General features: G+C 63.0%; 23 protein-coding genes and 1 tRNA gene. 11 read left to right on the forward strand and 13 right to left on the reverse strand.

All coding sequences use genetic code 11. From position 1 onward, the window contains the following. Positions 1–17: 17 nt before the first annotated feature. The 3 genes from ACFSNN_RS28850 to ACFSNN_RS28860 all read left to right on the forward strand — a co-directional run bounded on the left by ACFSNN_RS28850 (position 18) and on the right by ACFSNN_RS28860 (position 3,186). Complete coding sequence (locus ACFSNN_RS28850; RefSeq protein ID WP_134457862.1) at positions 18–1,382, forward strand: MFS transporter; 1,365 nt, start codon at positions 18–20, stop codon at positions 1,380–1,382. A 348-nt stretch (positions 1,383–1,730) separates the two neighbouring features. Then, positions 1,731–2,558, forward strand: coding sequence for a ferritin-like domain-containing protein (locus ACFSNN_RS28855; protein ID WP_012434272.1), 828 nt, complete (start codon positions 1,731–1,733; stop codon positions 2,556–2,558). 103 nt (positions 2,559–2,661) lie between these two features. After that, positions 2,662–3,186, forward strand: coding sequence for a hypothetical protein (locus ACFSNN_RS28860; RefSeq protein WP_134457863.1), 525 nt, complete (start codon positions 2,662–2,664; stop codon positions 3,184–3,186). 47 nt (positions 3,187–3,233) lie between these two features. Here the strand turns inward: ACFSNN_RS28860 and ACFSNN_RS28865 are convergent, their stop codons facing one another. The 4 genes from ACFSNN_RS28865 to ACFSNN_RS28880 all read right to left on the reverse strand — a co-directional run bounded on the left by ACFSNN_RS28865 (position 3,234) and on the right by ACFSNN_RS28880 (position 7,860). After that, a complete protein-coding gene (locus ACFSNN_RS28865; protein ID WP_134457864.1) occupies positions 3,234–4,778 on the reverse strand; it encodes a DEAD/DEAH box helicase in 1,545 nt (514 codons plus the stop codon). A 213-nt stretch (positions 4,779–4,991) separates the two neighbouring features. Further along, positions 4,992–5,612, reverse strand: a complete 621-nt coding sequence (gene trhA / locus ACFSNN_RS28870; RefSeq protein WP_012434269.1) for a PAQR family membrane homeostasis protein TrhA — start codon at positions 5,610–5,612, stop codon at positions 4,992–4,994. 196 nt (positions 5,613–5,808) lie between these two features. Beyond that, complete coding sequence (locus ACFSNN_RS28875) at positions 5,809–7,107, reverse strand: c-type cytochrome (RefSeq protein WP_121307202.1); 1,299 nt, start codon at positions 7,105–7,107, stop codon at positions 5,809–5,811. Positions 7,108–7,128: 21 nt separating this feature from the next. Then, a complete protein-coding gene (locus ACFSNN_RS28880; protein ID WP_134457865.1) occupies positions 7,129–7,860 on the reverse strand; it encodes a c-type cytochrome in 732 nt (243 codons plus the stop codon). A gap of 370 nt (positions 7,861–8,230) precedes the next feature. On the opposite strand from ACFSNN_RS28880, the gene copC reads away from it, so the two are divergent. Together copC and ACFSNN_RS28890 are read left to right on the forward strand one after the other, a co-directional pair. After that, complete coding sequence (gene copC, locus ACFSNN_RS28885) at positions 8,231–8,608, forward strand: copper homeostasis periplasmic binding protein CopC (protein ID WP_134457866.1); 378 nt, start codon at positions 8,231–8,233, stop codon at positions 8,606–8,608. After that, positions 8,605–9,540: a CopD family protein gene (locus tag ACFSNN_RS28890; protein ID WP_134457867.1), complete on the forward strand. Its 936-nt coding sequence runs from the start codon at positions 8,605–8,607 to the stop codon at positions 9,538–9,540. The genes copC and ACFSNN_RS28890 overlap by 4 nt, the downstream gene beginning before the upstream one ends. 196 nt (positions 9,541–9,736) lie before the next feature. Here the strand turns inward: ACFSNN_RS28890 and ACFSNN_RS28895 are convergent, their stop codons facing one another. The 3 genes from ACFSNN_RS28895 to dgoD all read right to left on the reverse strand — a co-directional run bounded on the left by ACFSNN_RS28895 (position 9,737) and on the right by dgoD (position 11,720). Then, positions 9,737–9,967: a YodC family protein gene (locus tag ACFSNN_RS28895; RefSeq protein ID WP_166799274.1), complete on the reverse strand. Its 231-nt coding sequence runs from the start codon at positions 9,965–9,967 to the stop codon at positions 9,737–9,739. Positions 9,968–9,980: 13 nt separating this feature from the next. Beyond that, positions 9,981–10,283, reverse strand: a complete 303-nt coding sequence (locus tag ACFSNN_RS28900; RefSeq protein ID WP_012434263.1) for a hypothetical protein — start codon at positions 10,281–10,283, stop codon at positions 9,981–9,983. A 288-nt stretch (positions 10,284–10,571) separates the two neighbouring features. Beyond that, positions 10,572–11,720, reverse strand: coding sequence for a galactonate dehydratase (dgoD, locus tag ACFSNN_RS28905; RefSeq protein ID WP_134457868.1), 1,149 nt, complete (start codon positions 11,718–11,720; stop codon positions 10,572–10,574). 284 nt (positions 11,721–12,004) lie between these two features. Between dgoD and ACFSNN_RS28910 the strand changes: the two genes are divergently transcribed. After that, the gene (locus tag ACFSNN_RS28910; protein ID WP_244322860.1) at positions 12,005–12,682 is read left to right on the forward strand and encodes a FadR/GntR family transcriptional regulator; all 678 of its coding nucleotides are present in this window, start codon (positions 12,005–12,007) and stop codon (positions 12,680–12,682) included. A gap of 41 nt (positions 12,683–12,723) precedes the next feature. Here ACFSNN_RS28910 and ACFSNN_RS28915 read toward each other — a convergent pair whose 3' ends face one another. After that, positions 12,724–14,262, reverse strand: coding sequence for a DHA2 family efflux MFS transporter permease subunit (locus ACFSNN_RS28915; RefSeq protein ID WP_134457870.1), 1,539 nt, complete (start codon positions 14,260–14,262; stop codon positions 12,724–12,726). Positions 14,263–14,397: 135 nt separating this feature from the next. Between ACFSNN_RS28915 and ACFSNN_RS28920 the strand changes: the two genes are divergently transcribed. Next, positions 14,398–14,844, forward strand: coding sequence for a MarR family winged helix-turn-helix transcriptional regulator (locus ACFSNN_RS28920; protein ID WP_134457871.1), 447 nt, complete (start codon positions 14,398–14,400; stop codon positions 14,842–14,844). 32 nt (positions 14,845–14,876) lie between these two features. On the opposite strand, the gene ACFSNN_RS28925 is transcribed toward ACFSNN_RS28920, so the two are convergent. The 5 genes from ACFSNN_RS28925 to ACFSNN_RS28945 all read right to left on the reverse strand — a co-directional run bounded on the left by ACFSNN_RS28925 (position 14,877) and on the right by ACFSNN_RS28945 (position 19,703). After that, complete coding sequence (locus ACFSNN_RS28925) at positions 14,877–15,227, reverse strand: hypothetical protein (RefSeq protein ID WP_134457872.1); 351 nt, start codon at positions 15,225–15,227, stop codon at positions 14,877–14,879. A 94-nt stretch (positions 15,228–15,321) separates the two neighbouring features. Beyond that, a tRNA-Met gene (locus ACFSNN_RS28930) sits at positions 15,322–15,398 on the reverse strand. Between the two features lie 89 nt (positions 15,399–15,487). Next, complete coding sequence (locus ACFSNN_RS28935) at positions 15,488–17,146, reverse strand: MFS transporter (protein ID WP_134457873.1); 1,659 nt, start codon at positions 17,144–17,146, stop codon at positions 15,488–15,490. A gap of 217 nt (positions 17,147–17,363) precedes the next feature. Then, on the reverse strand, positions 17,364–18,911 hold the full coding sequence (locus ACFSNN_RS28940; protein WP_134457874.1) for a sensor histidine kinase: 1,548 nt from the start codon (positions 18,909–18,911) through the stop codon (positions 17,364–17,366). Between the two features lie 9 nt (positions 18,912–18,920). Then, complete coding sequence (locus ACFSNN_RS28945; RefSeq protein ID WP_134457875.1) at positions 18,921–19,703, reverse strand: response regulator transcription factor; 783 nt, start codon at positions 19,701–19,703, stop codon at positions 18,921–18,923. Positions 19,704–19,935: 232 nt separating this feature from the next. Here ACFSNN_RS28945 and recA point away from each other — a divergent pair, with 232 nt between their 5' ends. The 4 genes from recA to sucC all read left to right on the forward strand — a co-directional run bounded on the left by recA (position 19,936) and on the right by sucC (position 23,783). Then, a complete protein-coding gene (gene recA / locus ACFSNN_RS28950; RefSeq protein WP_134457876.1) occupies positions 19,936–21,012 on the forward strand; it encodes a recombinase RecA in 1,077 nt (358 codons plus the stop codon). 7 nt (positions 21,013–21,019) lie between these two features. Further along, positions 21,020–21,727 (forward strand): recombination regulator RecX, encoded by a 708-nt coding sequence (gene recX, locus ACFSNN_RS28955; RefSeq protein WP_134457877.1) that lies wholly within the window; start codon positions 21,020–21,022, stop codon positions 21,725–21,727. 149 nt (positions 21,728–21,876) lie between these two features. After that, positions 21,877–22,617 carry a DUF2889 domain-containing protein gene (locus ACFSNN_RS28960; RefSeq protein WP_134457878.1) on the forward strand — a complete coding sequence of 247 codons (741 nt, stop codon included), beginning with the start codon at positions 21,877–21,879 and terminating at the stop codon, positions 22,615–22,617. Continuing rightward, positions 22,614–23,783: an ADP-forming succinate--CoA ligase subunit beta gene (gene sucC, locus ACFSNN_RS28965; protein ID WP_012434252.1), complete on the forward strand. Its 1,170-nt coding sequence runs from the start codon at positions 22,614–22,616 to the stop codon at positions 23,781–23,783. Before ACFSNN_RS28960 ends, sucC begins: the two co-directional genes overlap by 4 nt. Positions 23,784–23,816 lie beyond the last annotated feature (33 nt).

Below are 23,816 nucleotides of genomic sequence, written 5' to 3' on the forward strand. Positions count from 1 at the left end.
ACAGAGCAGGAGACATCATGCAGACCCACGCGTCGCCTTCGGCGACAGCTTCCCCTCATTCCGCGCACGCGCCGCTTTCCAAAGCGATGGTGCGGCGGATCGTGTTTTCGTCGTCGGTCGGCAATGCGCTCGAGTGGTTCGATTTTCTGGTCTATGGCTACTTCGCGACCATCATCGCCAAAGAGTTTTTCCCGATGCAGGACGAGTGGCTCTCCACGCTGCTTGCCATCGCCACCTTCGGCATCTCGTTCCTGATGCGCCCGCTGGGCGCGGTCGTGCTCGGCATCTACGGCGACCGCAAGGGCCGCAAGGCGGCGCTGACGCTCGCCATCGCGCTGATGATGGTCGGCACCTTCACGATGGCGGTGATGCCGCCGTATGCGTCGATTGGAATCGCCGCACCGATCCTGATTCTGCTCGCACGGCTCGTGCAAGGATTCGCGGTGGGCGGTGAGTTCGGCAGCGCGACCGCTTTCATGGTCGAACATAGCGCGTCGCGCCGCGGTTATTACGCGAGCTGGCAGTTCGCGAGCCAGGGGCTTGCGGCGATTACGGCCGCCGCGTTCGGCTCGTTGTTGACCGCATGGATGCCGCCCGCGCAACTGAATGACTGGGGCTGGCGCCTGCCGTTCGTGTTCGGTTTGCTGGTCGGCCCAGTGGGCTATTACATCCGTTCGCACCTCGACGAGACGCCGGAGTTCCTCGCGCTGCGCGAGGCGCGTGAAGCGGCCGGCGCTCGCTCGACGGCAAGCGAAGAGAAGGACGCGTCGTTCGCCAGCCAGTGGGTCAACCTGCTGCTCGCGGTCGGCATCGTCGCGCAGTCCACGGTGGGCGTCTATGTACTGCAGCTCTACATGCCGATGTACGCCGTCAAGCAGTTGCACATGCCGGCGGCGGCATCGTTCGGCGTGGTGGTGCTCAACGGCGGCCTGCAATTCCTGCTCTCGCCGGTGATGGGCGCGTTGTCCGATCGCATCGGCCGGATTCGCATCATGCTAACCACGTCCATTCTGATGGGCACGCTGATCTATCCGATGTTCGCGCTGCTGCAGTCTCATCCGACCATCGGCTGGCTGCTCCTGTTGCAGGGCACGGCGGGCATTTTCAAGGCGGCTTATTCCGGGCCGATGCCCGCATTGATGTCCGAAATCTTTCCGACGCAAGTGCGCTCGACCGGTCTTTCAATCGGTTACAGCATCGGCGTGACGATCTTCGGCGGCTTCGCGCCCACGATCGTCGAGACCTTCATTCATTTGACCGGGGACAAACTTGCGCCAAGCTACTACGTGTTGATTGCCGCGGTGCTGTCGGGTCTTTCGCTCGCGGTCGTGGCTTGGCGCATGCGCCGCGTGCGTCTGACGCAGGGCGTTCAGATCGCCTGATCGCGAGCCTTGCGCCGCTGATTCAAAGCGCGGCCATGCCCGTCAAACTTGACTGACGAGCTATCGTCACAGACTCAAGCCAGCTCTTCGAGCTGGCTTTTTTTGTGCCTCGCGCGCCGCGCCATTGTCCGACCGAATGATTCGACTACCACGCCATTGGAACTGCGGCGGCTCGGCATGGTCTGTGCTGGGTTATCTGCAGAGTTGCGAAACACCGACTAAGATGCAAGATACAAGGGGTTAACTCTAATTCAAGGCGCTGTATCAGACACGGCGGACCGGCCCGGCCGAAAGCGGGCGGTTTCGAGCAAGCTCCGCGAGTCGATACAGCTTTCGGAGCAAGACACGATGCACACTGAGCTGAACCATGTCATGCCCTGGCGGATCGAGGACATCGACCTCACCCGCATTGATCGGCAAAAGGCCGTCGCCAACGAAGATTTGCTGCTGTTGCTGTGCGCGTCTTCGTTTATCGAAAGCGGCTCCGATCTGTACACCAGCAATCTGAGCACTTTCTTTAACGGCGATCCTGAAGTCTCGGCCTGGCTCAACCAGGAGTGGGAGCCGGAAGAGCTGCAGCATGGCCGTGCGCTCAAGACGTATATCGCTTACGTGTGGCCCGAATTCGACTGGGACACGGCGTTTCGTAATTTCATGGAAGAGTATTCGCTGACCTGCTCAGTGGAGGACTTCGAAAAGACCCGCGCGCTCGAGATGGTCGCGCGCTGCGTGGTGGAAACCGGCACGGCGACCTTGTATCGCGCGATCGGCGAATGTTCGGACGAACCGGTGCTCAAGCAGATCACCGACAACATCCGCACCGACGAAGTCCGTCACTACAAGCACTTTTTCAAGTACTTCAAGAAGTACAACAAGATCGAAGGCAACGGCAGGCTCGCCGTGCTCGGCGCGCTCATGCGCCGCGTCATGGAGATCAAGAACGAAGACTCGGAGATCGCGTTGCGGCACGTGTTCGCGACGCGTTATCCGGAGCGCGTGCACGACTCGACCTATAACCGCGAGCGCGCGGCGCGTATCAATGCGCTGGTGCGGCGCAATCTGTCGGCCGACATGTGCGTGAAGATGCTGCTCAAGCCGCTCGATCTGCCGGCGCGGATTCAGCCCGGCGTGCATTACCCGCTCGCCAAGATCACGCAGCATGTGTTCTTTCGCTGATCGCCTGGCGCGAATCGCCGGCGTTGCAAATGGCCCGCTGATGCGGGCCATTTGCGTTTCGAGGCATGATGCAGGCTGGCTCACTTTTCTTCCGATCGACATCATGAGCGATTCCTCCGCACCCGAACGTCCAGTCGAACAGACCGTGTTCGATGAATGGCCCGATGCCGTGCGCGCGTTGTTCGACGGTTCGTCGCTGGCGAGCAAGACGGGTTTTACCGCGTCGCTGCTGAGCGTCGATACGAATGGCCATGTGCGCACGTCGCTGCTCGGCGTCGGCGAGTTGTACGCGCCTGATTCGCGCACGTTATGCATCGCGTTGTGGCCGCAAGCGAGGGCGACGCGCGCCATCGCGCAAAGCGGGCGCGCAGCGCTCACCTTTGTCTGCGACGCGGCGTTCTATCAGGTGCAGTTGCTTATGACGCCGCTAGCGAGCGTCGCGGGCGATGACAGCGGGCTTGTCTATCTGCACGGTTCGATCGACACGGCGGAGGCGCAAAGCGTCCGTTATGCGCGCCTGACGAGCGGCATTACGTTCGAACTGGAAGGGGAGGGAAAGGCGGTGCTCGATCGATGGGAACAGCAGATCGGGCACCTGAAGCAAGCAGCTGCCGCGGCGGGCCGGTAGTTCTCGATGCGAGACCCCGGCCGGCGACGTCGGCTAAGCCTTGAAGCCTAACGGCCGCGCTGACCGCTGCGCGTGGGCTGACCACCGCGCGGCGCGTCGTTGCGCGGCTTGGCGCCGCCCAGCAACGCACCCGGATTGCCGCCTTGCGGTTTCGCGCCTTGCGGCTTGCGCGGCGCATGCTGCGCGGCGCTGCCCTCATGCGCGACTGCGCGCGGCCGGTCGTCGTGACGCTGACCGTCGCGACGCGGCTGGCCGCCATTGCCGGCCGGCTTCGCACCTTGCGGCTTCGGCTGCTGTTGACCGTTCGCCGGGCGTTGACCCGAGCGCTGCGCCGGTTTCGCCGAACCTGCGCCATCACGTTTCGGTGCGCCTTGACCCTGACGCGGCGAACGACCACCGCCGCCGCCGCCCTGGCCGCGACGCAGAATCGGTTCTGGCTTCGCAGTCGGGTCCGGTTCGAAACCGGCGATCACTTCCTGCGGTACCGGACGCTTGATCAGCTTCTCGATGTCCTTCAACAACTGCAGTTCGTCGACGCACACCAGCGAGATCGCCTCGCCCGTCGCGCCTGCACGGCCCGTGCGGCCGATACGGTGCACGTAGTCTTCCGGCACGTTCGGCAGATCGTAGTTGACCACGTGCGGCAGCTGGTCGATATCGATACCGCGCGCGGCGATGTCGGTCGCGACCAGCACCTGCAGCGTGCCGTCCTTGAACTCGGCGAGCGCGCGCGTGCGGGCCGACTGGCTCTTGTTGCCGTGAATCGCCAGGGCGCTGATGCTGTCCTTGGTCAGTTGCTCGGCAAGACGGTTGGCGCCGTGCTTGGTGCGCGTGAACACCAGCACCTGAAACCAGTTGTGCTGCTTGATCAGATGCGTGAGCAGTTCGCGCTTCTTGTCGCGATCCACCGGGTGAATCTTTTGCGCGACCGTTTCGGCCGTCGTATTGCGGCGGGCGACTTCGATCAGCGCCGGCGAGTCGAGCAGATTGTCGGCGAGCGTCTTGATCTCGTCGGAGAAGGTGGCCGAGAACAGCAGGTTCTGCCGCTTCGGCGGCAGCTTCGCCAGCACGCGCTTGATATCGTGGATGAAGCCCATGTCGAGCATGCGATCGGCTTCGTCGAGCACGAGAATCTCGAGATGTGACAAGTCGATGGTCTTCTGCTGCATGTGGTCGAGCAAACGGCCCGGCGTCGCGACGACGATATCCACGCCGCTGCGCAACGCGCCGATCTGCGGATTGATGCCGACGCCGCCGAACATCACGGTCGACTTCAGCTTCAGATACTTGCCATACGCGCGCACGCTTTCTTCGACCTGCGCGGCCAGTTCACGCGTAGGCGTGAGAATCAGTGCGCGCACCGCGCGCTTGCCCGAGCCGGTCGTCACGGCGGGCATGGTGTTCAGACGTTGCAGGATCGGCAGCGTAAAGCCGGCGGTCTTGCCGGTGCCGGTTTGCGCGCCGGCCAGCAGGTCGCCGCCATTGAGCACGGCGGGAATCGCTTGCGTCTGGATCGGAGTCGGCGTGGTGTAGCCGAGTTCGTGTACAGCGCGGACCAACGGTTCGGACAAGCCGAGGGAATCAAAAGACATAAAAGATCTTTGCAATGCAGTTTCGCGAACGGCACACATGGGCTCCGGTAGGCATAAATGCCACACGAACACACCCGCTTGGCGTGTTCGGGGCCGAAGCCCAGATCCGTTCGCAGAGAAATCGGCGGCACGCGGGAAACGCGTGCCGAATGCTTCAACGCGCTACGCAGACACGTTGACTGGCCTTAAGTTGCATTTCGCCGCCGTGGGGTGTCATGCGACGTAGCGCGCGACACTGACGAATTGACACAGACTGCCCGCCAGTACGAACAGGTGCCAGATACCATGTCCATGCCGGATGCGCTCGTCGTTGATGAAGAAGTAGATGCCGACGCTGTAGATGACTCCGCCGGCCACGAGCCAGGCGGTACCCGCTGCCGGTAAGGCTTCAACCAGCGGGCGGACAGCCACGAGCGCGAGCCATCCCATCAGAACATACAGCACCATCGAAACGCTGCGGGTGCGTCGCCCCAGCGTCAATTCCTGCACGATGCCGAGAGCGGCAAGCCCCCAGCTTACGCCGAATAGCGACCAGCCCCACGGTCCGCGCAAGGTGACGAGCGTGAACGGAGTGTAGCTGCCGGCGATCAGCAGGTAGATCGCCGAATGGTCGCATTTCTGCAGAACCGCCTTCGCACGCGGATTGCGCACACTGTGGTAAAGCGTCGAGATAGCATACAGCACGAACAGCATCGCACCGTACACGCTGAAGCTGACCACCTTGTACGCGTCGCCGTCGAGCGCGCCCATCGTTACGAGCGTTGCAAGACCCGCCACCGACAGCACGGCGCCGACGAGGTGGGTAATGCTGTTAAAACGCTCCCCGACATGCACGATTCTTATCTCCTGCCCAGTTTCACAAGCGCCCCAGACCTGTCGCTTCGCGCCAGGCCCCCCGCAGAGGCGAGAAAACTTGGGGCGGGCCGGCGTTTTCTCAGGGTAACTACTGCCCCCATGATACCGGTCCTTCAAAAACAAAGGGCGCGGCCGCGAATTTCGCAGGCCGCGCCCCGGGTGCAACCAACGCTGCTTAGTCGAGCGGCGCCGAACGCAGATCGGACACTTGCTGCGGCGAGACGGCCGTACCGTGGTTGCCCCACGACATACGGATGTACGTCACAACCGCCGCGACTTCCTGATTCGACAGAGCTTGTGCGAACGGCGGCATGCCGTACGGATGCGGGTTGGCATCCGTGCTCGGCGGGTAACCGCCGTTCAGCACCATACGGATCGGGTTGACCGCCGAAGGCATCTGAATCGACTGGTTGTTCGCGAGCGGCGGGAAGGCCGGCGGCATGCCGAGGCCATTTTCCGCGTGACACTTCGCGCAGTTGTCGGCGTAGATCTTCTGACCTTGCTTCAACAGTTCGCCGCCGAACTTTTCCGACGTTTCGAGCTGCAGCGATTCCGGCGCTTCGCTCTTCTGCGGAATTGTCTTGAGGTACGTGGCCATCGCGTTGATGTCCGCGTCCGACATGTACTGCAGGCTGTTGTGAACCACTTCGGCCATCGGGCCAAACACCGCGCCGCGGTTCGACACGCCCGTCTTCAGCAGATCGGCGATGTCTTTGGTTTCCCAGTCGCCGAGGCCGGCTTCCTTGTTCGACGTGAGCGACGGTGCGTACCAGTTCTGCAGCGGGATCAGGCCGCCGGCAAACGCCGCCGAACTGACCGGGCCGCCCATGGCGTTGATCGACGTGTGGCACATGCCGCAATGACCGAGGCCTTCGATCAGGTACGCGCCACGGTTCCATTCGACCGATTTGGTCGGATCCGGCTTGTACTCGCCTTCACGGAAGAACAGCGTGCGCCAGCCGATCAGCATGTTGCGCTGGTTGAACGGGAATTTCAGTTCGTGCGGACGACTCGGTACGTTGACCGGCGCGACCGAACGCAGGTACGCGTAGATCGCGTCCGAGTCGGCGCGCGTGACCTTCGTGTAGCTGGTGAACGGGAAGCCCGGATACAGCAGGCTGCCGTCTTTCGAGCGGCCGGTATGCATGGCGCGATAGAAGTCGTCCTGCGTCCACTTGCCGATACCGTACTGGTCGTCAGGCGTGATGTTCGGCGTGAACATGGTGCCGAACGGCGTGGCCATGGGCAGGCCGCCGGCGAACTGCTTGCCGCCGCGCACCGTGTGGCAGGCGATACAGTCGCCGGCACGGGCGAGGTACTCGCCTTGCTTGATCAGCGCGGCCTGATCGGCGGGCGTTGCCGCCATGGCCGTGCCGTTATGCAGGTGGTCGCCGCCCGACCACAGGACGGGAACGAGTGCGGCAGCCGCAACGACGACGACTGCCGAGAGGGCGAACAAAGACTTGCGTTTCATTTGAGTGTCTCTCCCGGTGCCTTATTGCGGTTCGCTGCCGCAGGCAAGCGGAGTCTTCATCGAGCGGGCTGGAGCCGGCACGGGGTTTTGTGGGGCCTGTTGCGTGGAAAGCCAGGCGGCAACGGCGTTCACGTCTTCGTCGGTCAGACGCGTGGCGATGGTGTGCATGCAATCAGGCGCGATGGCATGGCGCGAGCCCGAGCGCCATGCGCCGAGCTGCGCGCTGATGTAGTCGGAGTGCAGGCCGACCAGACCCGGAATAGCGGGCTGCATGCCGGTCAATGTCTTGCCATGGCAGGCCGCGCAAGCCGGAATCTGCTTCGAGGTGTCGCCGTTCAGCACGATTTGCTGGCCGCGCGCGAGCGTGCTCGACGATACCGTCGGCTTGGCCGGCGGCGGATACGGAGGACGTTGTTGCGAGAAATACGTGGCGATCTGATGAAGGTAGTCGTCCGAGAGATACGTGACGAGGTAGTTCATGGGCGGGTACTTGCGGCGCCCTTCGCGGAAATTTTGCAGCTGGTTGTACAGATAGTCGGCCGGCTTGCCCGCGAGGCGAGGAAAGTAGTCGTTGTCCGTACCTTGGCCATGCGTGCCGTGGCAGGCCGTGCAGCCTTGCACGCGCGCTTCCATCGTATCGGGGGCTTTCGGTTGAGTCTGCGCTTTCGCAGCGCTATAAACGCCCGCGGAGCCGATCAGCAGAAGGGCGAGCAACGGGCGGAAAATGCGTCTTGAAGACACGCGTAACTCCATCAAAATCGGGGACCTGACCGAACTTCGAGCGGCTCGGTGTGAAGGGCAGCCGGCGCTGCGGCGACGCAGCATTCTATCATCGAAGGGTGATGATGACTATTTGGCACATTAGAGAAGGTTCCTGCTGTCACAGCCATGCGACAGTTTGACGCGCACAAGCGTTTCACGCTGCCTAACTGTTATCCAAAATTTGTCTGAGCGATCAAGGGCGCAAGGCCTGGCCGTGCACGAACTATCCATAAACCAGGTTGAACCGACGCCCGCGCGAACCATCGAAGCGTACACTTCCGGGCGCGCCGGACTTCGTCCGGTCTCGACGCGCCTGGGTCCGACGCCCACTGTTTTCCTGATCATCCGCTATCGGCCTTAAATGAAGCTACTTAATTTTTCCCGTCCGGCGTTGCGAGCGTCGATGCTCGGCGCCGCGGCGCTGCTCGTGACTTCCACGGCATTCGCCCATGCGCATCTGAGCTCGAGCGAGCCCGCCGCCAACGCCGAAGTCGCCGCGCCCTCCCAAGTGACGATTCATTTCACCGAGCCGCTCGAACCGGCTTTCAGCAAGATCGCGCTTGCCGACGCCAGCGGCAAGGCGGCCGCGCCGGCTGAGTCGCAGGTCGACAAGCAGGACGCCCGGGTCATGCATCTGCCGCTACCGCAGTTGAGCGCCGGCCGCTACGCGGTGCACTGGATCGCGGTAGCCACGGACGGCCACCGTACCCAAGGCGACTTTGCGTTTATCGTCAAATGAGCATCGACGGACTCTGGATCGGGCAGGTCGCCATGGCCGCGCTCATGAACGTCGCGTTTGCGTTTGCCGTCGGTTCGGCGTTGCTCGGCGCGTGGCTCGCCAAGGACGCCCAGCAGAAGATTTCGCCCGCGCGCCTCGCCTGGCTGCGCGCGCAACGCTCGATGCTGACGGCCACCGTCGTGCTGGTGCTCGCGGATCTCGGCTGGCTGCTGTATCAGGCCGCGTCGATGAGCGGCGTCGGGTTGCCGTCCGCCATCGGCGTGGTGCCGACCGTACTGACGCAAACCCATGTCGGTTACGGCTGGAGCCTTGCGTTTGCTGGCGCGCTGGTGCTGCTCGGCACGGCCATGGCAAGTCATACGGGCATGCTGCGCAATGCGCTCCTGTGGCTCGCGGTGGTCGCGATCGCCGCCGGCAAGGCGTCGCTGGGTCATGCGGCGGATGCCGGCCCGGCATCCGCCGCAATCGCCATGCAAACGCTGCACGTGCTAGTCACCAGCGTGTGGGGCGGTCTGGCGATGGCGGCGGGGCTCGCGGTTCTGCCAGCACTCGGCGCCTCGACCGCGCGCGGTATGTTGATCCGCACGGCGACGCAGGTGTCGAACGTGTCGGTGGTGGCGGTTGCGCTCGTGCTGCTCTCCGGCATCTTCAACGCGGTGCGGGGTTCGGGCGGCTCGTTCGAGGCGATTGAACTCAGCACGTGGGGACATGTGCTGATGCTCAAGCTTGCGCTGGTCGCGCTTGCGCTCGTGCTCGGCGGACTCAACCGCTTTCTGGCGCTGCCGCGCCTGCGCCGCACGGCCTCGACTATGGACGCCCACACCTTCGTCAACGTGCTGTATCTGGAGGCGCTGGCGATGATCGGCGTGTTCGTCGCGGCGGCCGCGCTGTCGCATAGCGTGCCGGCGTTCGCCGCGCTCGGGCTCGGCTGACGGCATGGCGCGAGGTCGTGGCGAATCGCGCGACATGAGCGGCGGCACCTGAAGCGCAATCGCGTCCGCAAGGGTTCAGGTCCGCAACGTCTCGCAAGCGCGACGTCGGCCACATAAAAAAGCGCCGCACGGCAAAAGCGTGCGGCGCAATACACACGGTCGCCTGGCGGTGGCCAGCAATCCGTTACTACACTTTTCAGGCGGCGAGCACGCGGCTCGTCCGCTCCAGGGTCTCCTCCGGAAACATCTCCTGCTGCAGCTCGCCGGCATCGCTAAACCACTGGCAGATCAGCCAGTTGCCCGGCGCGAACAGCACCGGGCCGATCCAGGTGACGGTCATCGGGCGGCCGCCTGACTTCAGCTTCAGTACGTCGCCCGCGCGAAACGTGGGTTTTGGCCGCCTCATGAGCCGCTTGGCCATTTGCATGGCGAAGCTGCGCTTATTCGAAACCAAGCCGATGGCCGAGGATCGGCGCGCAAAAGAGCGCGATGGCGCAGCCTGCGGCTTTGCCTTCCAGTTCGGCGCCCGCGGCGCGCGAGCCGTACATATGCGTCAGCAGATCGAAGAGTTGCGGCAGGCAGTACAGCACCGCGGCGCCGATGAAGCATTTCTCGACGACCGAGATGCGCCAGCCGCGTTCGAATGCGAGCGCCGCGCCGATAATGCGCAGCACGCCGAACACCACCAGCGCGCCGACGGCGGCCTGTTCGCGAAGCAGATAGTCTGGAAGGAATTCGCCCATGATTTTCCCCGATGCATTTGTTGTTTGAATGCATTTGAGCAAGGAGCGCGCCATGTTTCTGTCTGATGCCGAACGGACGGCTTGAAAACCTTTCTGGACAAGGCTTTGCGGGGATGCGCGCGGGTCTGGGCGAAGCGCGATAAACGCGCGTTAGAGCCGGTTCGGTCCGGGATGTTACGTTACTGCGACGACCCACGCGTCACGTCACCGTAACGCGCGGGCCGCATCGGCGATGCGGTCGCCGACGCAAACAAAAACGCCGCCCGCAGGCGGCGTTCCTTCACGCAATTACCATTCGGCGACGCTGCCATCCTCATGGCGCCACACCGGATTGCGCCAGCGATGGCCGACCTTGGCCATCTCCCGCACTTTCTCTTCGTTGACCTCGATGCCGAGGCCCGGGCCTTGCGGAATCGACACGAAGCCGTCTTCGTATTTGAAGACTTCCGGGTTCTTGATGTAATCGAGCAGATCGTTGCCCTGGTTGTAGTGGATGCCGAGGCTCTGTTCCTGGATGAACGCGTTGTAGCTCACCGCGTCGATCTGCAGACAGGTCGCCAGAGCGATCGGGCCGAGCGGGCAATGCAGCGCGAGCGCGACGTCATAGGCTTCCGCCATCGACGCGATCTTGCGGCACTCGGTAATGCCGCCCGCGTGCGACGCGTCCGGCTGAATGATGTCGACGTAGCCGCCCGATAGGATGTGCTTGAAGTCCCAGCGCGAGTAAAGACGCTCGCCCAGTGCGATCGGCGTGTTGGTCTGATTGACGATGTCGCGCAACGCTTCGGCGTTCTCCGACAGCACCGGCTCTTCGATGAAGAGCAGCTTGTACGGGTCGAGTTCTTTCGCCAGCACCTTGGCCATCGGCTTGTGCACGCGGCCGTGGAAATCCACGCCGATGCCGATGTTCGGTCCGACCGCCTCGCGCACGGCCGCGACGTTGTTGATGACGCCTTGCACCTTGTCGAAGGTGTCGATGATCTGCAACTCTTCCGAGCCGTTCATCTTCACGGCCTTGAAGCCGCGTTCGACCACGGCGCGTGCGTTATTGGCCACGTCGCTCGGACGGTCGCCGCCGATCCACGAATACACCTTGATCTTGTCGCGCACCTGGCCGCCGAGCAGCGCATGAATCGGCACGCCATGATGCTTGCCCTTGATGTCCCACAGCGCCTGGTCGACGCCGGCGATCGCGCTCATGGTGATCGGGCCGCCGCGATAGAAGCCCGAGCGGTACATGACCTGCCAGTGATCCTCGATCAGAAGCGGGTCTTTGCCGATCAGGTAGTCCGACAGTTCTTCCACGGCGGCCGCCACCGTGTGCGCGCGGCCTTCGACCACGGGCTCGCCCCAGCCGACGATGCCTTCGTCGGTTTCGATTTTCAGGAAGCACCAGCGCGGCGGAACGATGAAGGTTTCGACCTTGGTGATTTTCATGGTGTGCGTCTCCTTTGTCGGCCGGCGTTGGCGCTTTAGCGGCTACTCCGGCCCCGTGCAAAGCATTGGCCTTAGGCGTCTGCGAACTATTCGAGGATTCACATGCTACAACAAAAGCGCATTTAAGTACTATTAATAGTATTATTGGCCAGATAGTGGCAAGGCCTGCATCTCGGCATGCGTTGTCGAAGCAGTGATCTCACGGTTGAGATGCCGGATAATCGCGCTCGTTTCCGGGCTCGGTTCCTCTATTAATAGCGCCGCAAGGCCGCCAGGAGAAAGCTATTCAGCACGATCTGCATGGGCGTGTCGCCCATCGGCTGGCGACCGCGATTCTGCGCGGCGACTACGCGCCCGATTCGATCCTGCCGCGCGAAGCGGAGTTGATGGAAACGTTCGGCGTGAGCCGCACGGTGCTGCGCGAGGCATTGCGCACGTTGACTTCGAAAGGGCTGATCGAATCGCGTCCGCGCGTGGGAACGCGCGTGCGTCCGAAACGCGCGTGGAATCTGCTCGATGTCGACGTGCTCGACTGGTACTCGCGGGTCGCCGAGCCGATGGCTTTTGCGCTCAAGCTGCAGGAAATGCGCGAGATGATCGAGCCGTATGCCGCGAGTCTGGCGGCGGCTTCCTATACGGACGACACTTTCTACGCGCTCGCCGCGTCTCACGAAGCGATGGTGGCGGCGCGCAATGTCGACGAATGGGTGCGAGCCGATCTGCAGTTCCATTTGAGCGTGCTGACCGCGTGCAGCAACGAATTGCTGATTCCCCTCGGCACGCTGATCGAGCGCACCCTCGAAGCGCAACTGCGCCTGAATGCAAAACGCGCGGAGGTGTTCAACGCGTCGCTGGCCGAGCATACGGCGGTGTTCGAAGCGATTCGCGATCGCGACGCAGCGGCGGCGCGGGCGGCGATGGCGGCGCTGTTGGGTGTGACGCGCGGGCGGATTGAAGCTTAGACGCGGGCATCGCGCGCAGTCCGCCGCGACGGCGACTCGTCTTAGTCCATCGCGGCATGCGCCACCGACGCATCCGCCGCCTTATGCGTGGGGCGAATCAACAGCAGAAGCGGAATGACCAGCAGCGTCGCCATGAACATCAGCTTGAAGTCGTTCAGATACGCGATCATCGATGCCTGCTGCGTGATCGACGCGTTCAGTGCGGCCATGTCGTAATTCGAGCCGTTGTTGAGCATCGGCTGGACGGCGGGATTGAAGGGCGTGATATTGGCCGCGAGGTCCGCATGCGAAACCTGCGTGTTGCGCGTCATCAGCGTTTGCACGATCGAAATGCCGATACTGCTGCCGATATTGCGCATCAGGCTGTACGTCGCGGTGCCGTCCGCGCGGAGTTCCGGCGTGAGCGTCGAGAAGGTCAGCGCGCTCAGCGGCACGAACACGAGCCCAAGCCCGAAGCCCTGAATCACCCCGGGCCAGACAATGTCCGACGCCGACAGCACGATCGTGTAATGCATCATCTGCCAAAGCGCGAACGCCGAGATCAGAAAGCCGGTAAGCAGCAGAAGCCGTGCGTCGATCCGCTTCAGCAGGCGCCCGGCGAACAGCATGGCGACCATCGTGCCCGCGCCGCTCGGCGCAGTGACGAGGCCGGTGGTCGCGACCGGATAGTTCATCAGGTTCTGCAGCATGGGCGGCAGCAACGCTCGCGTCGCGTACATCACCGCGCCGATCACGAAGATGAAAAACGTCCCCGTGGCGAAGTTCGGGTCCTTCAACAATTCGTATTTGAAAAACGATTTCTTGCCGACCGTGGCCGTGTGCACGAGGAAAAACGCAAAGCTGATGGCCGCGAGCAGCGCCTCGATGACGATTTCGTTCGAGCCGAACCAGTCGAGTTGCTCGCCGCGATCGAGCATGGCCTGCAATGCGCCGATCGCGAGACCCAGCGTGGCGAAGCCGAAGGCGTCGAACTTCGCATCGTGTTTCGGTTCGCGCGCGGGCAGGAAGGTCGCCACACCGAACAGCGCGAAGGCGCCGATCGGCACGTTGATGAAAAACACCCAGCGCCAGTTGTAGCTGTCGGTGAGCCAGCCGCCGAGCGTCGGCCCGAGAATCGGTCCGACCATCACGCCCATGCCCCACACGGCCATGGCCTGCCCCTGCTTCTCGCGCGGGTTGATGTCGAGCAGGATGGACTGCGACAGCGGCACCAGCGACGCGCCGAAAATCCCTTGCAGCAAACGCGACGCGACGATCTGCGTGAGCGTCTCCGACAAACCGCACAGCGCCGACGACACCGTGAAGCCGCCGATCGCGAAGATCAGCAGACGCTTGACGCTCAGCCGGTCGGACAGCCAGCCAGTGAGCGGCGTGGCGATCGCCGCGGCGACGATGTACGAGGTCAGCACCCACGTGATTTCATCTTGCGACGCGGACAGCGTGCCCTGCATATGCGGCAGCGCCACGTTGGCGATCGTGCTGTCGAGCGTCTGGATCAACGTCGCCAGCATGATTGAGACGGTGATCATCGGGCGGTTGAGCGGCGCGGCGGCGCTGGCCGCCGGGGTGTCGGAAGACATGAATGAGCGGGTCGTCGATATACTAAGCATGCTTAGTATATCGGTTGCGCGCGTGCCCGCCATCGGGAATTATGCGGAGCCTGAATTACGCCCGTTTCAACGCTGAAAAACGAAGGTCTTTCGTATAATCCGCGCATGAAAACCCAACTCGATGAGCGCTTCGGCTTTCTGATTTCCGACGTCGGCCGCCTGACAGGCAAGCGTTTCGACGACCTCGCGAAGTCGTCGGTCGACTTGACGCGCGCGCAGTGCCGCGTGCTGGCCTATCTCGCGCACTACGGCGACATCAATCAGGCGCGGCTCGCGGACCTGCTTGAAGTCGCGCCGATCTCGGCGGGTCGTCTGCTGGATCGAATGGAAGAGGGTGGCTGGATCGAGCGGACCGCCAATCCGCAGGACCGCCGCGAGCGTCAGGTGCACATGACGCCGAAGGCCGAACGCACGCTCGGCAAGGCGCGCAAGGTCGGCGACGAAGTCGCGCTCGAAGCGCTGAACGGCTTCACCGATGAAGAAGCGAAGCAGTTGATCGCGTTGTTGCAGCGGGTGCGGGGGAACCTGAGCCGGTTGGTGGAGGACCGGTGACAGGCGGCGCGCTTCGGCGCGCCGCGTGCCGACTATTTCGACTCCGGCGTCCCCGACGCTCCCGACGGCGGCACCAACTCGAAACACGCCGGCGGCGCAACGGATGTTCTCGTTTTTGCGTCGGTCTGCTGCGGGTCGATACATTTGAAGGCGCTCTGATCGCGCTGGACGAAAATCGTGTCGGCCGGCCCCGCGTTGCCATGAGCGCCGTTCACGACGGCGACGATCTTGTAGCCGTCCTGGAGCAGCGTGGATAGCGTGGTCGCGCTGGTGCGCCACTGACTGTCGGGCGATGTCTGAGCCTGAGCGGCGCCTGCGGCAGTGCCGCTGAGAAACGCGATGGAAGCGGTAGCCACGGCAAGCGCGGCGGTGCGGAACGTCATCAAGAAACCTCCTTGAAGTTGCTGTAGTTGCAGTTCGGAAAGCCAAAACAAAAAAGCCGCTGAACCTTGCGGATCAGCGGCTTTTTCTTGCAACTGGTGGCGAATCAGGGACTCGAACCCCGGACCTGCGGATTATGATTCCGTCGCTCTAACCAACTGAGCTAATTCGCCGAAAGAAGCGAGATTATGCGGACGGCGCCGGAGGCTGTCAACCCCCGGCGCACAACTTTTTCAAGAAGCCGTTCCGTCCATCACACGCGTCAATCCTTCGCGTAGATGTCCGAGTCCTTGGTCTCCCGGACAAACAGCATGCCGACCACGAAAGTGACGAGCGCGATCACGATCGGATACCACAGCCCGGAAAAGATATTGCCCTTCGCCGCCACGATCGCGAAGGCGGTGGCCGGCAGGAAGCCGCCGAACCAGCCATTGCCGATGTGATAAGGCAGCGACATCGAGGTATAGCGGATACGCGTCGGGAACATCTCCACCAGCATCGCCGCGATCGGGCCGTAGACCATCGTCACGTAGATCATCATGATGGTCAGGATCACCACGGTCATTGGCCAGTTGATCTGCGTGGGATCGGCCTTCGGCGCGTAACCGGCGGTCTTCAGCGTCGTCGCGAGAGTCTTGTCGAACACCTTGCCTTGATCCTTGGCGTCGGCGGCCTTGCCGTCATACGTGTTGATCACCGTATCGCCGACCTTGATCTCCGCGAGCGTGCCCGCCGGCGCGGCCACATTCTCGTAGTTCAAGCCGGCCTTCGAGAGTGCGCTCTTGGCGATGTCGCAGGAACTCGTGAACTTCGCGGTGCCGACCGGGTTGAACTGGAACGAGCACTCGTCCGGATTCGCGATCACGACGATCGGCGCTTTCGCGGTCGCCGCTTCCAGTGCCGGGTTGGTGTAGTGCGCCAGCGCCTTGAACAGCGGGAAGTACGTACACGCGGCGATCAGCAGGCCGGCCATGATGATCGGCTTACGGCCGATGCGATCGGACAGCGAGCCGAAGAACAGGAAGAACGGCGTGCCGATCAGGAGCGCGATCGCGATCATGATGTTGGCGCTGCTGCCGTCCACCTTCAGCGTCTGCGTCAGGAAGAACAGCGTGTAGAACTGGCCCGTGTACCAGACCACGGCCTGGCCGGCGGTGAGGCCGATCAGCGCGAGAATCACGACCTTCAGGTTCTTCCACTGGCCAAAGGCTTCCGACAGCGGCGCCTTGGAGGTCTTGCCTTCGGACTTGATGCGCTCGAACACCGGCGATTCGTGCAGTTGCAGACGAATCCACACCGACACGGCCAGCAGGAGGATCGAGACGATGAACGGAATGCGCCAGCCCCAGGCGCCGAACGCGTCTTCACCCATTGCCGTGCGCACGCCGAGAATCACCAGCAGCGACAGGAACAGGCCGAGCGTGGCGGTCGTCTGGATCCAGGCCGTATAGAAGCCACGGCGTCCCGCCGGCGCGTGTTCGGCCACGTAGGTGGCCGCGCCGCCGTACTCGCCGCCGAGCGCGAGGCCTTGCAGCATCCGCATCGCAATGAAGATCACCGGCGACGCGAAGCCGATCGACGCGTAGCCCGGCAGGAAGCCGACCAGGAACGTCGACAGGCCCATGATCACGATGGTCACGAGGAACGTGTATTTGCGCCCGACCATATCGCCGAGCCGCCCGAACACGATCGCGCCGAACGGCCGAACCGCGAAGCCGGCCGCGAAGCTGAGCAGCGTGAAGATGAAGGCGGCAGTCGGGTTGACGCCGGAGAAGAAGCTCTTGCTGATGAAGGCCGCTAGCGAGCCGGCCAGATAGAAGTCGTACCACTCGAACACCGTACCCAGCGACGATGCGAAGATCACCCGCTTCTCTTCGCGCGTCATCGGCACGTGCGAGATTTGCCCGCCAACGGTAGCCATATTGTCGTCTCCAATATTGATATGCACGCGGTTCGCCGGTAACGGCGTTCCCGTGAAACGGATTATTGGAGTGGAAACTTACGGCGTACTGACGTGGCGGGGTGAAATTGCAGCATGTCTGTGTTGTGGGTTTTCGGCAAACATGCGCCTATCGGGCGGCAAATCGTCCTAATTCGCGCTCAACGTATCTCAATAGTGAGTCGGCACGCTGGCGCGTTCAAGTCGCGTTAGGGTAAGTCCCGCCCCGTTCATGCACATGCAAACTGACGCGCACGAGCGTGCCGGCAAGCCGCGGCGAAGTTTGATAGACGTTGTCGTCGATTGTCAGCTCGCCGCCGTGCATGGTCGCGATCTCGCGGACGATCGCAAGTCCGAGGCCGCTGCCGTCGCCTTCGCGGCCGAGAATCCGGTAGAAGCGCTCGATCACCCGAGAGCGCTCCGCGACCGGAATGCCGAGCCCGGTGTCCTCGACTTCCAGATGCACGAGCCGCGCTGCCGCGTCATGCCGCACCCTGACGGTAATGCGCCCGCCCGGCGGTGTATAGCGGATGGCATTGTCGATCAGGTTGGACAGCATTTCGCGCAGCATGACCGGATTGCCGTCTACTTCGACGGGTTCTTCAGGCGCTTCGAAGCCCAGATCCATCTGCTTGGCGAGCGCCGCCTGGACCCAGTCGCGCACTGCGTTGCGCGCGACCTCCGTCACTTCGACCGGTGTGAAAATCTGGCCTGACATGCGGTTCTCCGCGCGCGCAAGCGCGAGCAGTTGCGTGACGAGCCGCGCGGCATGCTCCGAACTGGTGGCGATCTGCTCGAGCGAGCGATGCACTTCCGCTGAGGCGTCCTGACGCAGCGCCAGTTCGGCCTGCGTGCGCAGGCCGGCAAGCGGCGTTTTCATCTGATGCGCGGCGTCCGCGATAAAGCGCTTTTGCAGCTCCATGTTCTGTTCGAGCCGCGTCAGCAGATCGTTGAACGAGGTCACGAGCGGCTCGATTTCCGGCGGCGCGCGGCGTGCCTCGAGCGGCGACAGGTCGTCCGGGCGGCGCGCGCGGATATGCGCTTGCAGCGCGTGCAGCGGCGCGAGGCCGCGCGAAAGTCCGAACCACACCAGCAGGATGGCGAGCGGCAGAATCACGAACTGCGGCAGGATCACGCCTTTGATGATGTCGTTGGCGAGCTGGCTGCGTTTGTCGAGCGTTTCGGCGACCTGCACCAGCACGGGTTGCGCGCCGGGCGTCTGCGGAAACTCGACGGTCGTGTAGGCGACGCGGATATCGTTGCCGCGCAGCACGTCGTCACGAAATTCGACGAGACCCGGCTGCGGGCGGTCTTCCTCGTGCGGCAGCGGCATGTCGCGCTCGCCGCCCACCAGTTCGCCGCGCGTGCCGAGCACCTGATAGAACACGCTGTCCACATTGTCCGCGCGCAGAAAGTCGCGCGTGGAGTCGGGCAGCGTCAGTTCCGCCACGCCGTTCACCGGATGAATCTGGCGGGCCAGCACGTAAGCGTCGGTTTCCAGTGCACGGTCGAACGGGCTGTTCGCGATCGACTTGGCGACCAGATAGGTGACCGCGAGACTCATCGGCCAAAGCAGCAGCAGCGGCGCCAGCATCCAGTCGAGAATCTCGCCGAACAGCGAGCGCGGGCGGGCCTCGGCGGCGGCTTCGGTTTCGTCTGGCGGGGCGAACGGATTGGCGTAGCGCTCGTCGCGCGCCTCGTCGAGGTCCGCCGCGTGCGCCGTAGCGCGGTCTGCGCGTGCGGACATGGGCGTCCTCTATTTGTAGTGATGGCTCGCCGGCATCGCGCCGGACGGCGGCGAGGCGGGCGGTTCGGGCTCGGCGGGCGGGGGTGTGGTCATGGCGTTCGTGCTCGCGCTTACGCTCGCCGGCGACGCCGCTTTCTCGAGGCAATAACCCAGACCGCGCACGGTGATGATGCGCACGCCGCTCGGCTCGATTTTCTTGCGCAGGCGATGCACGTAGACCTCGATCGCGTTGTTGCTAACTTCCTCGCCCCATTCGCACAGATGATCGACGAGTTGCTCCTTCGAAACCAGCCGGCCGATCCGCTGCAGCAGCACTTCGAGCAAACCCAGTTCGCGCGCCGACAGATCGATCACCTGCTCGTTGACATAGGCGATCCGGCCGACCTGGTCGAACGACAGCGAGCCGTGCCGCACGACCGTCGGGCCGCCGCCGGCACCACGCCGCGTCAGTGCGCGCACGCGTGCCTCGAGTTCGTTCAGCGCGAAGGGTTTGGCCATGTAGTCGTCGGCGCCGAGGTCGAGACCTTTGACGCGTTCGTCGACGCTGTCCGCGGCGGTCAGGATCAGCACCGGCAGGGTGGAATTGCGCGCGCGCAGGCGCCGCAACACATCGAGGCCGGACATGCGCGGCAGGCCCAGATCGAGAATCAGCAGGTCGAAAGATTGCATCGACAGCGCGGTATCCGCCTCGACGCCGCTCTTCACATGGTCGACGGCATAGGCCGATTGGCGGAGTGATCGAACCAGACCGTCCGCGAGTATGCTGTCGTCTTCGGCAATCAGAATTCGCATGGTGCGCCAGCCTGGCCTTGCCGGCACCGTGGGGTGTCCCCCGGCGCACAGCGGTCTCCGAAAATTATTGTGGGTAGTTGGGCAGCGCGACGGTAAAAATGCGCGTTCGCATGAGAATCGTGCTTGCCAAAACTACTGTTTTTTTATACAGTGTCTGGGTTTCGTGTGCTGTCCTTTCAAAGTGGGCTGCACATCTGCCTCAGACGCCGTTCATCATAGCAAAGGACGATTCATGGAAGAAAGCAAGAAAGGCTCGGCTGGACTGACGGCTGAAAAGAGCAAGGCACTCGCTGCCGCACTCGCACAGATCGAAAAGCAGTTCGGCAAAGGGTCGGTCATGCGACTCGGCGCGGGTGAGGCGGTCGAAGACATCCAGGTGGTCTCAACCGGATCGCTCGGCCTTGACATCGCTCTGGGCGTCGGCGGTTTGCCGCGTGGCCGTGTGGTCGAAATTTATGGCCCGGAATCGTCCGGTAAAACCACGCTGACGTTGCAGGTCGTCGCCGAAATGCAGAAGCTCGGCGGCACGGCAGCGTTTATCGACGCGGAACACGCGCTGGACATCCAGTACGCGGGCAAGCTCGGCGTGAACGTGAGCGAGTTGCTGGTTTCGCAGCCGGATACCGGCGAACAGGCGCTCGAAATCGCCGACGCACTCGTACGCTCGGGCTCGATCGACATGATCGTGATCGACTCGGTCGCGGCACTCGTGCCGAAGGCTGAAATCGAAGGCGAAATGGGCGATTCGCTGCCGGGTCTGCAAGCGCGTCTCATGTCGCAAGCGCTGCGCAAGCTCACCGGCACGATCAAGCGCACGAACTGTCTCGTGATCTTCATCAACCAGATCCGCATGAAGATCGGCGTGATGTTCGGCAACCCGGAAACCACCACGGGTGGTAACGCGCTGAAGTTCTACGCGTCGGTGCGTCTGGACATTCGCCGTATCGGTTCGATCAAGAAGAACGACGAAGTGATCGGCAACGAAACGCGCGTGAAGGTGGTGAAGAACAAGGTGGCTCCGCCGTTCCGCGAAGCGATTTTCGACATTCTTTACGGCGAAGGCATTTCGCGTCAGGGCGAAATTATCGATCTGGGCGTGCAGGCCAAGATCGTCGACAAGGCCGGCGCGTGGTACAGCTACAGCGGCGAACGTATCGGTCAGGGTAAGGACAACGCGCGTGAATTCCTGCGCGAAAATCCGGATATTGCTCGCGAGATCGAAAACCGTATCCGTGAATCGCTGGGCGTGAATGCCATGGCTGAAGCCGTGACCGGCGCAGCCGCTGAAGTCGCGGACGAAGAAGAGTAACCATCACGTGATACGCAAGGGCCGGCCGTTGTCCGATTCCGGACGCCACGCGGACGGCCCGCGTGATGAAGGCGACGAGTCGTTCGATCCGTTCGAATCGTTCGACGCACACGACCGCGCTGCGGGCCGCAATCCGCAGCGCGCGCAGTTTGAATCCCCATCGCCCGCAGGCTCGGATCCTTCCGAAACCACCTACACCCGCTCACGTCGCGTTCCTGGCGAGGCGAAACCCGGGCAAGACGAAGCCAAACAATCCAAACGTCCGGCACGGTCCTTAAAAGGCCGCGCGCTCGGCTATCTATCCCGCCGCGAATACAGCCGCACCGAACTGGCGCGCAAGCTGAAGCCGTTCGTCGAGGAAACCGATTCGCTCGACACCGTGCTCGATGCGCTGGAAGCGGAAAACTGGCTGTCCGATTCGCGCTTTGCCGAAAGTCTGATCCATCGCCGCTCGTCGCGATTGGGCGCGAGCCGGATCGTCGGCGAATTGAAGCAGCATTCGGTCGACCAGACGCTCGTCGAAGAGGCCAGCGCGCAATTGCGCGAAACCGAACTCGCCCGTGCGCATGCCGTTTGGCAAAAGAAGTTCGGCCGCCTGCCCGAAACGCCTGCCGAACGGGCGAAACAGCAGCGCTTTCTGGCCTCGCGCGGATTTTCAGGCGCCACGATCGGCAAAATCCTCAAGGGAATCGACGAGGAGTGGAGCGGCGAGTAGCCGCGTCGTCCGTCGTTCGCGTACAAACCCTTTGGGACGGTGCGTTCCGCTCCCAGCCGCGCACGGCGCGGCCGTGCGCGATCCGACCTGTCCCAAATACCCAGTATGCTAAAATTCGTGGGTTTTCCAATCCGGCCTTTCCTTCCCGCATGCCGCTCTCCCAGCCCGTGTCCCGTCAGTTGCGCCATCGTCGCGCAATCAGAGCGGAAGCCTATGAGCGAGCCGATGGCCTGTGGGATGTGGAAGCGTGCTTGACTGACGAGAAACCGCGCGACGTGATGCTTGCGTCGGGCGTCCGGCCCAATGGTCAGCCGATCCATGAACTCTGGCTTCGCATCACCATCGATCGCAAGCTCAATGTCGTCGACGCCGAGGCGTCGTCCGACTGGGTGCCCTATCCAGGTTTGTGCCAAGCCAGCAATCCCGCCTACCGTGCCCTCATCGGGCTCAATCTCCGTCAAAACTTCCGTCGTGAGTCTGCCCGTTTGCTCGGCGGCACGGCAGGTTGCACGCATCTCACCGAGCTGTGCGCGATCCTGCCGACCGCTGCGATTCAGGCATTCGCGGGTGAAGTCTGGAGTACCGGTGACAGCACGCCGGGCGCGAACGCAGGTTCAGGAGACGGATCGTCTAACAGCACAGGCGAGCATTCCAACGACAAACCGCCATTCCAGCTGGGACGCTGCCACGCGCTGCGTTTCGACGGCGAGGCGGTGCAGCAGTTTTATCCGCGCTGGTATGGCCGCGCTCCGTATACAGCGGATCGCGCGGCATCGTCAGGCGCAGGGGCAGTCCGCCAGACAGGCGCGGGCGGCAACGCGTCCGGCATGAACGACGGCAGCGGAAACGAAGTTCAATCCAACTCTCAGACTGAAGGGAATCACGCATGAAGATTCACGAGTACCAGGGTAAGGAAATCCTGCGGAAATTCGGCGTCGCGGTACCGCGCGGCAAGCCGGTCTTCTCGGTGGATGATGCGGTCAAGGCCGCGGAAGAGCTCGGCGGCCCGGTATGGGTCGTGAAGGCTCAGATCCACGCGGGTGGCCGTGGCAAAGGCGGCGGCGTGAAGGTCGCCAAGTCGCTGGATCAGGTTCGCGAGTACTCGGAACAGATCCTCGGCATGCAGCTCGTCACGCACCAGACCGGTCCGGAAGGCCAGAAGGTGAATCGCCTGCTGATCGAAGAAGGCGCTGACATCAAGAAGGAACTGTATGTCGGCCTCGTGATCGATCGCGTTTCGCAGAAGATCGTCGTGATGGCATCGAGCGAAGGCGGCATGGACGTCGAAGAAGTCGCGGAAAAGACCCCTGAGCTGATCCACAAGATCGCCGTCGACCCGGCGACCGGTCTGAAAGACGCCGAAGCCGACGAGCTGGCCACGAAGATCGGCGTGCCCGCCGCTTCGCTGCCGCAAGCGCGCGCGATCCTGCAAGGCCTGTACAAGGCATTCTGGGAAACCGACGCATCGCTGGCCGAAATCAACCCGCTGATCCTGACCGGCGACGGCAAGGTCATCGCGCTGGATGCCAAGTTCAACTTCGATTCGAACGCCCTGTTCCGTCACCCGGAAATCGTCGCGTATCGCGATCTGGATGAAGAAGATCCGGCTGAAGTCGAAGCGTCGAAGTTCGACCTCGCGTACATCTCGCTCGACGGCAACATCGGCTGCCTCGTGAACGGCGCCGGCCTCGCGATGGCAACGATGGACACCATCAAGCTGTTCGGCGGCGAACCGGCGAACTTCCTGGACGTTGGCGGTGGCGCCACGACCGAGAAGGTCACGGAAGCGTTCAAGATCATGCTGAAGAACCCGAACCTGACCGCGATTCTGGTCAACATTTTCGGCGGCATCATGCGCTGCGACGTGATCGCGGAAGGCGTGATCGCGGCGTCGAAGGCCGTCTCGCTGAAGGTGCCGCTCGTGGTCCGCATGAAGGGCACGAACGAAGACCTCGGCAAGAAGATGCTCGCTGAATCCGGTCTGCCGATCATCGCGGCGGACAGCATGGAAGAAGCGGCTCAGAAGGTCGTCGCGGCTGCTGCGGGCAAGGCGTAAGCCGTTCCCGAGCGCGTTCACCAGGATTACGAA

The sequence above is a fragment of the Paraburkholderia dipogonis genome (genome assembly GCF_042680985.1).
Classification (GTDB): domain Bacteria; phylum Pseudomonadota; class Gammaproteobacteria; order Burkholderiales; family Burkholderiaceae; genus Paraburkholderia; species Paraburkholderia phytofirmans.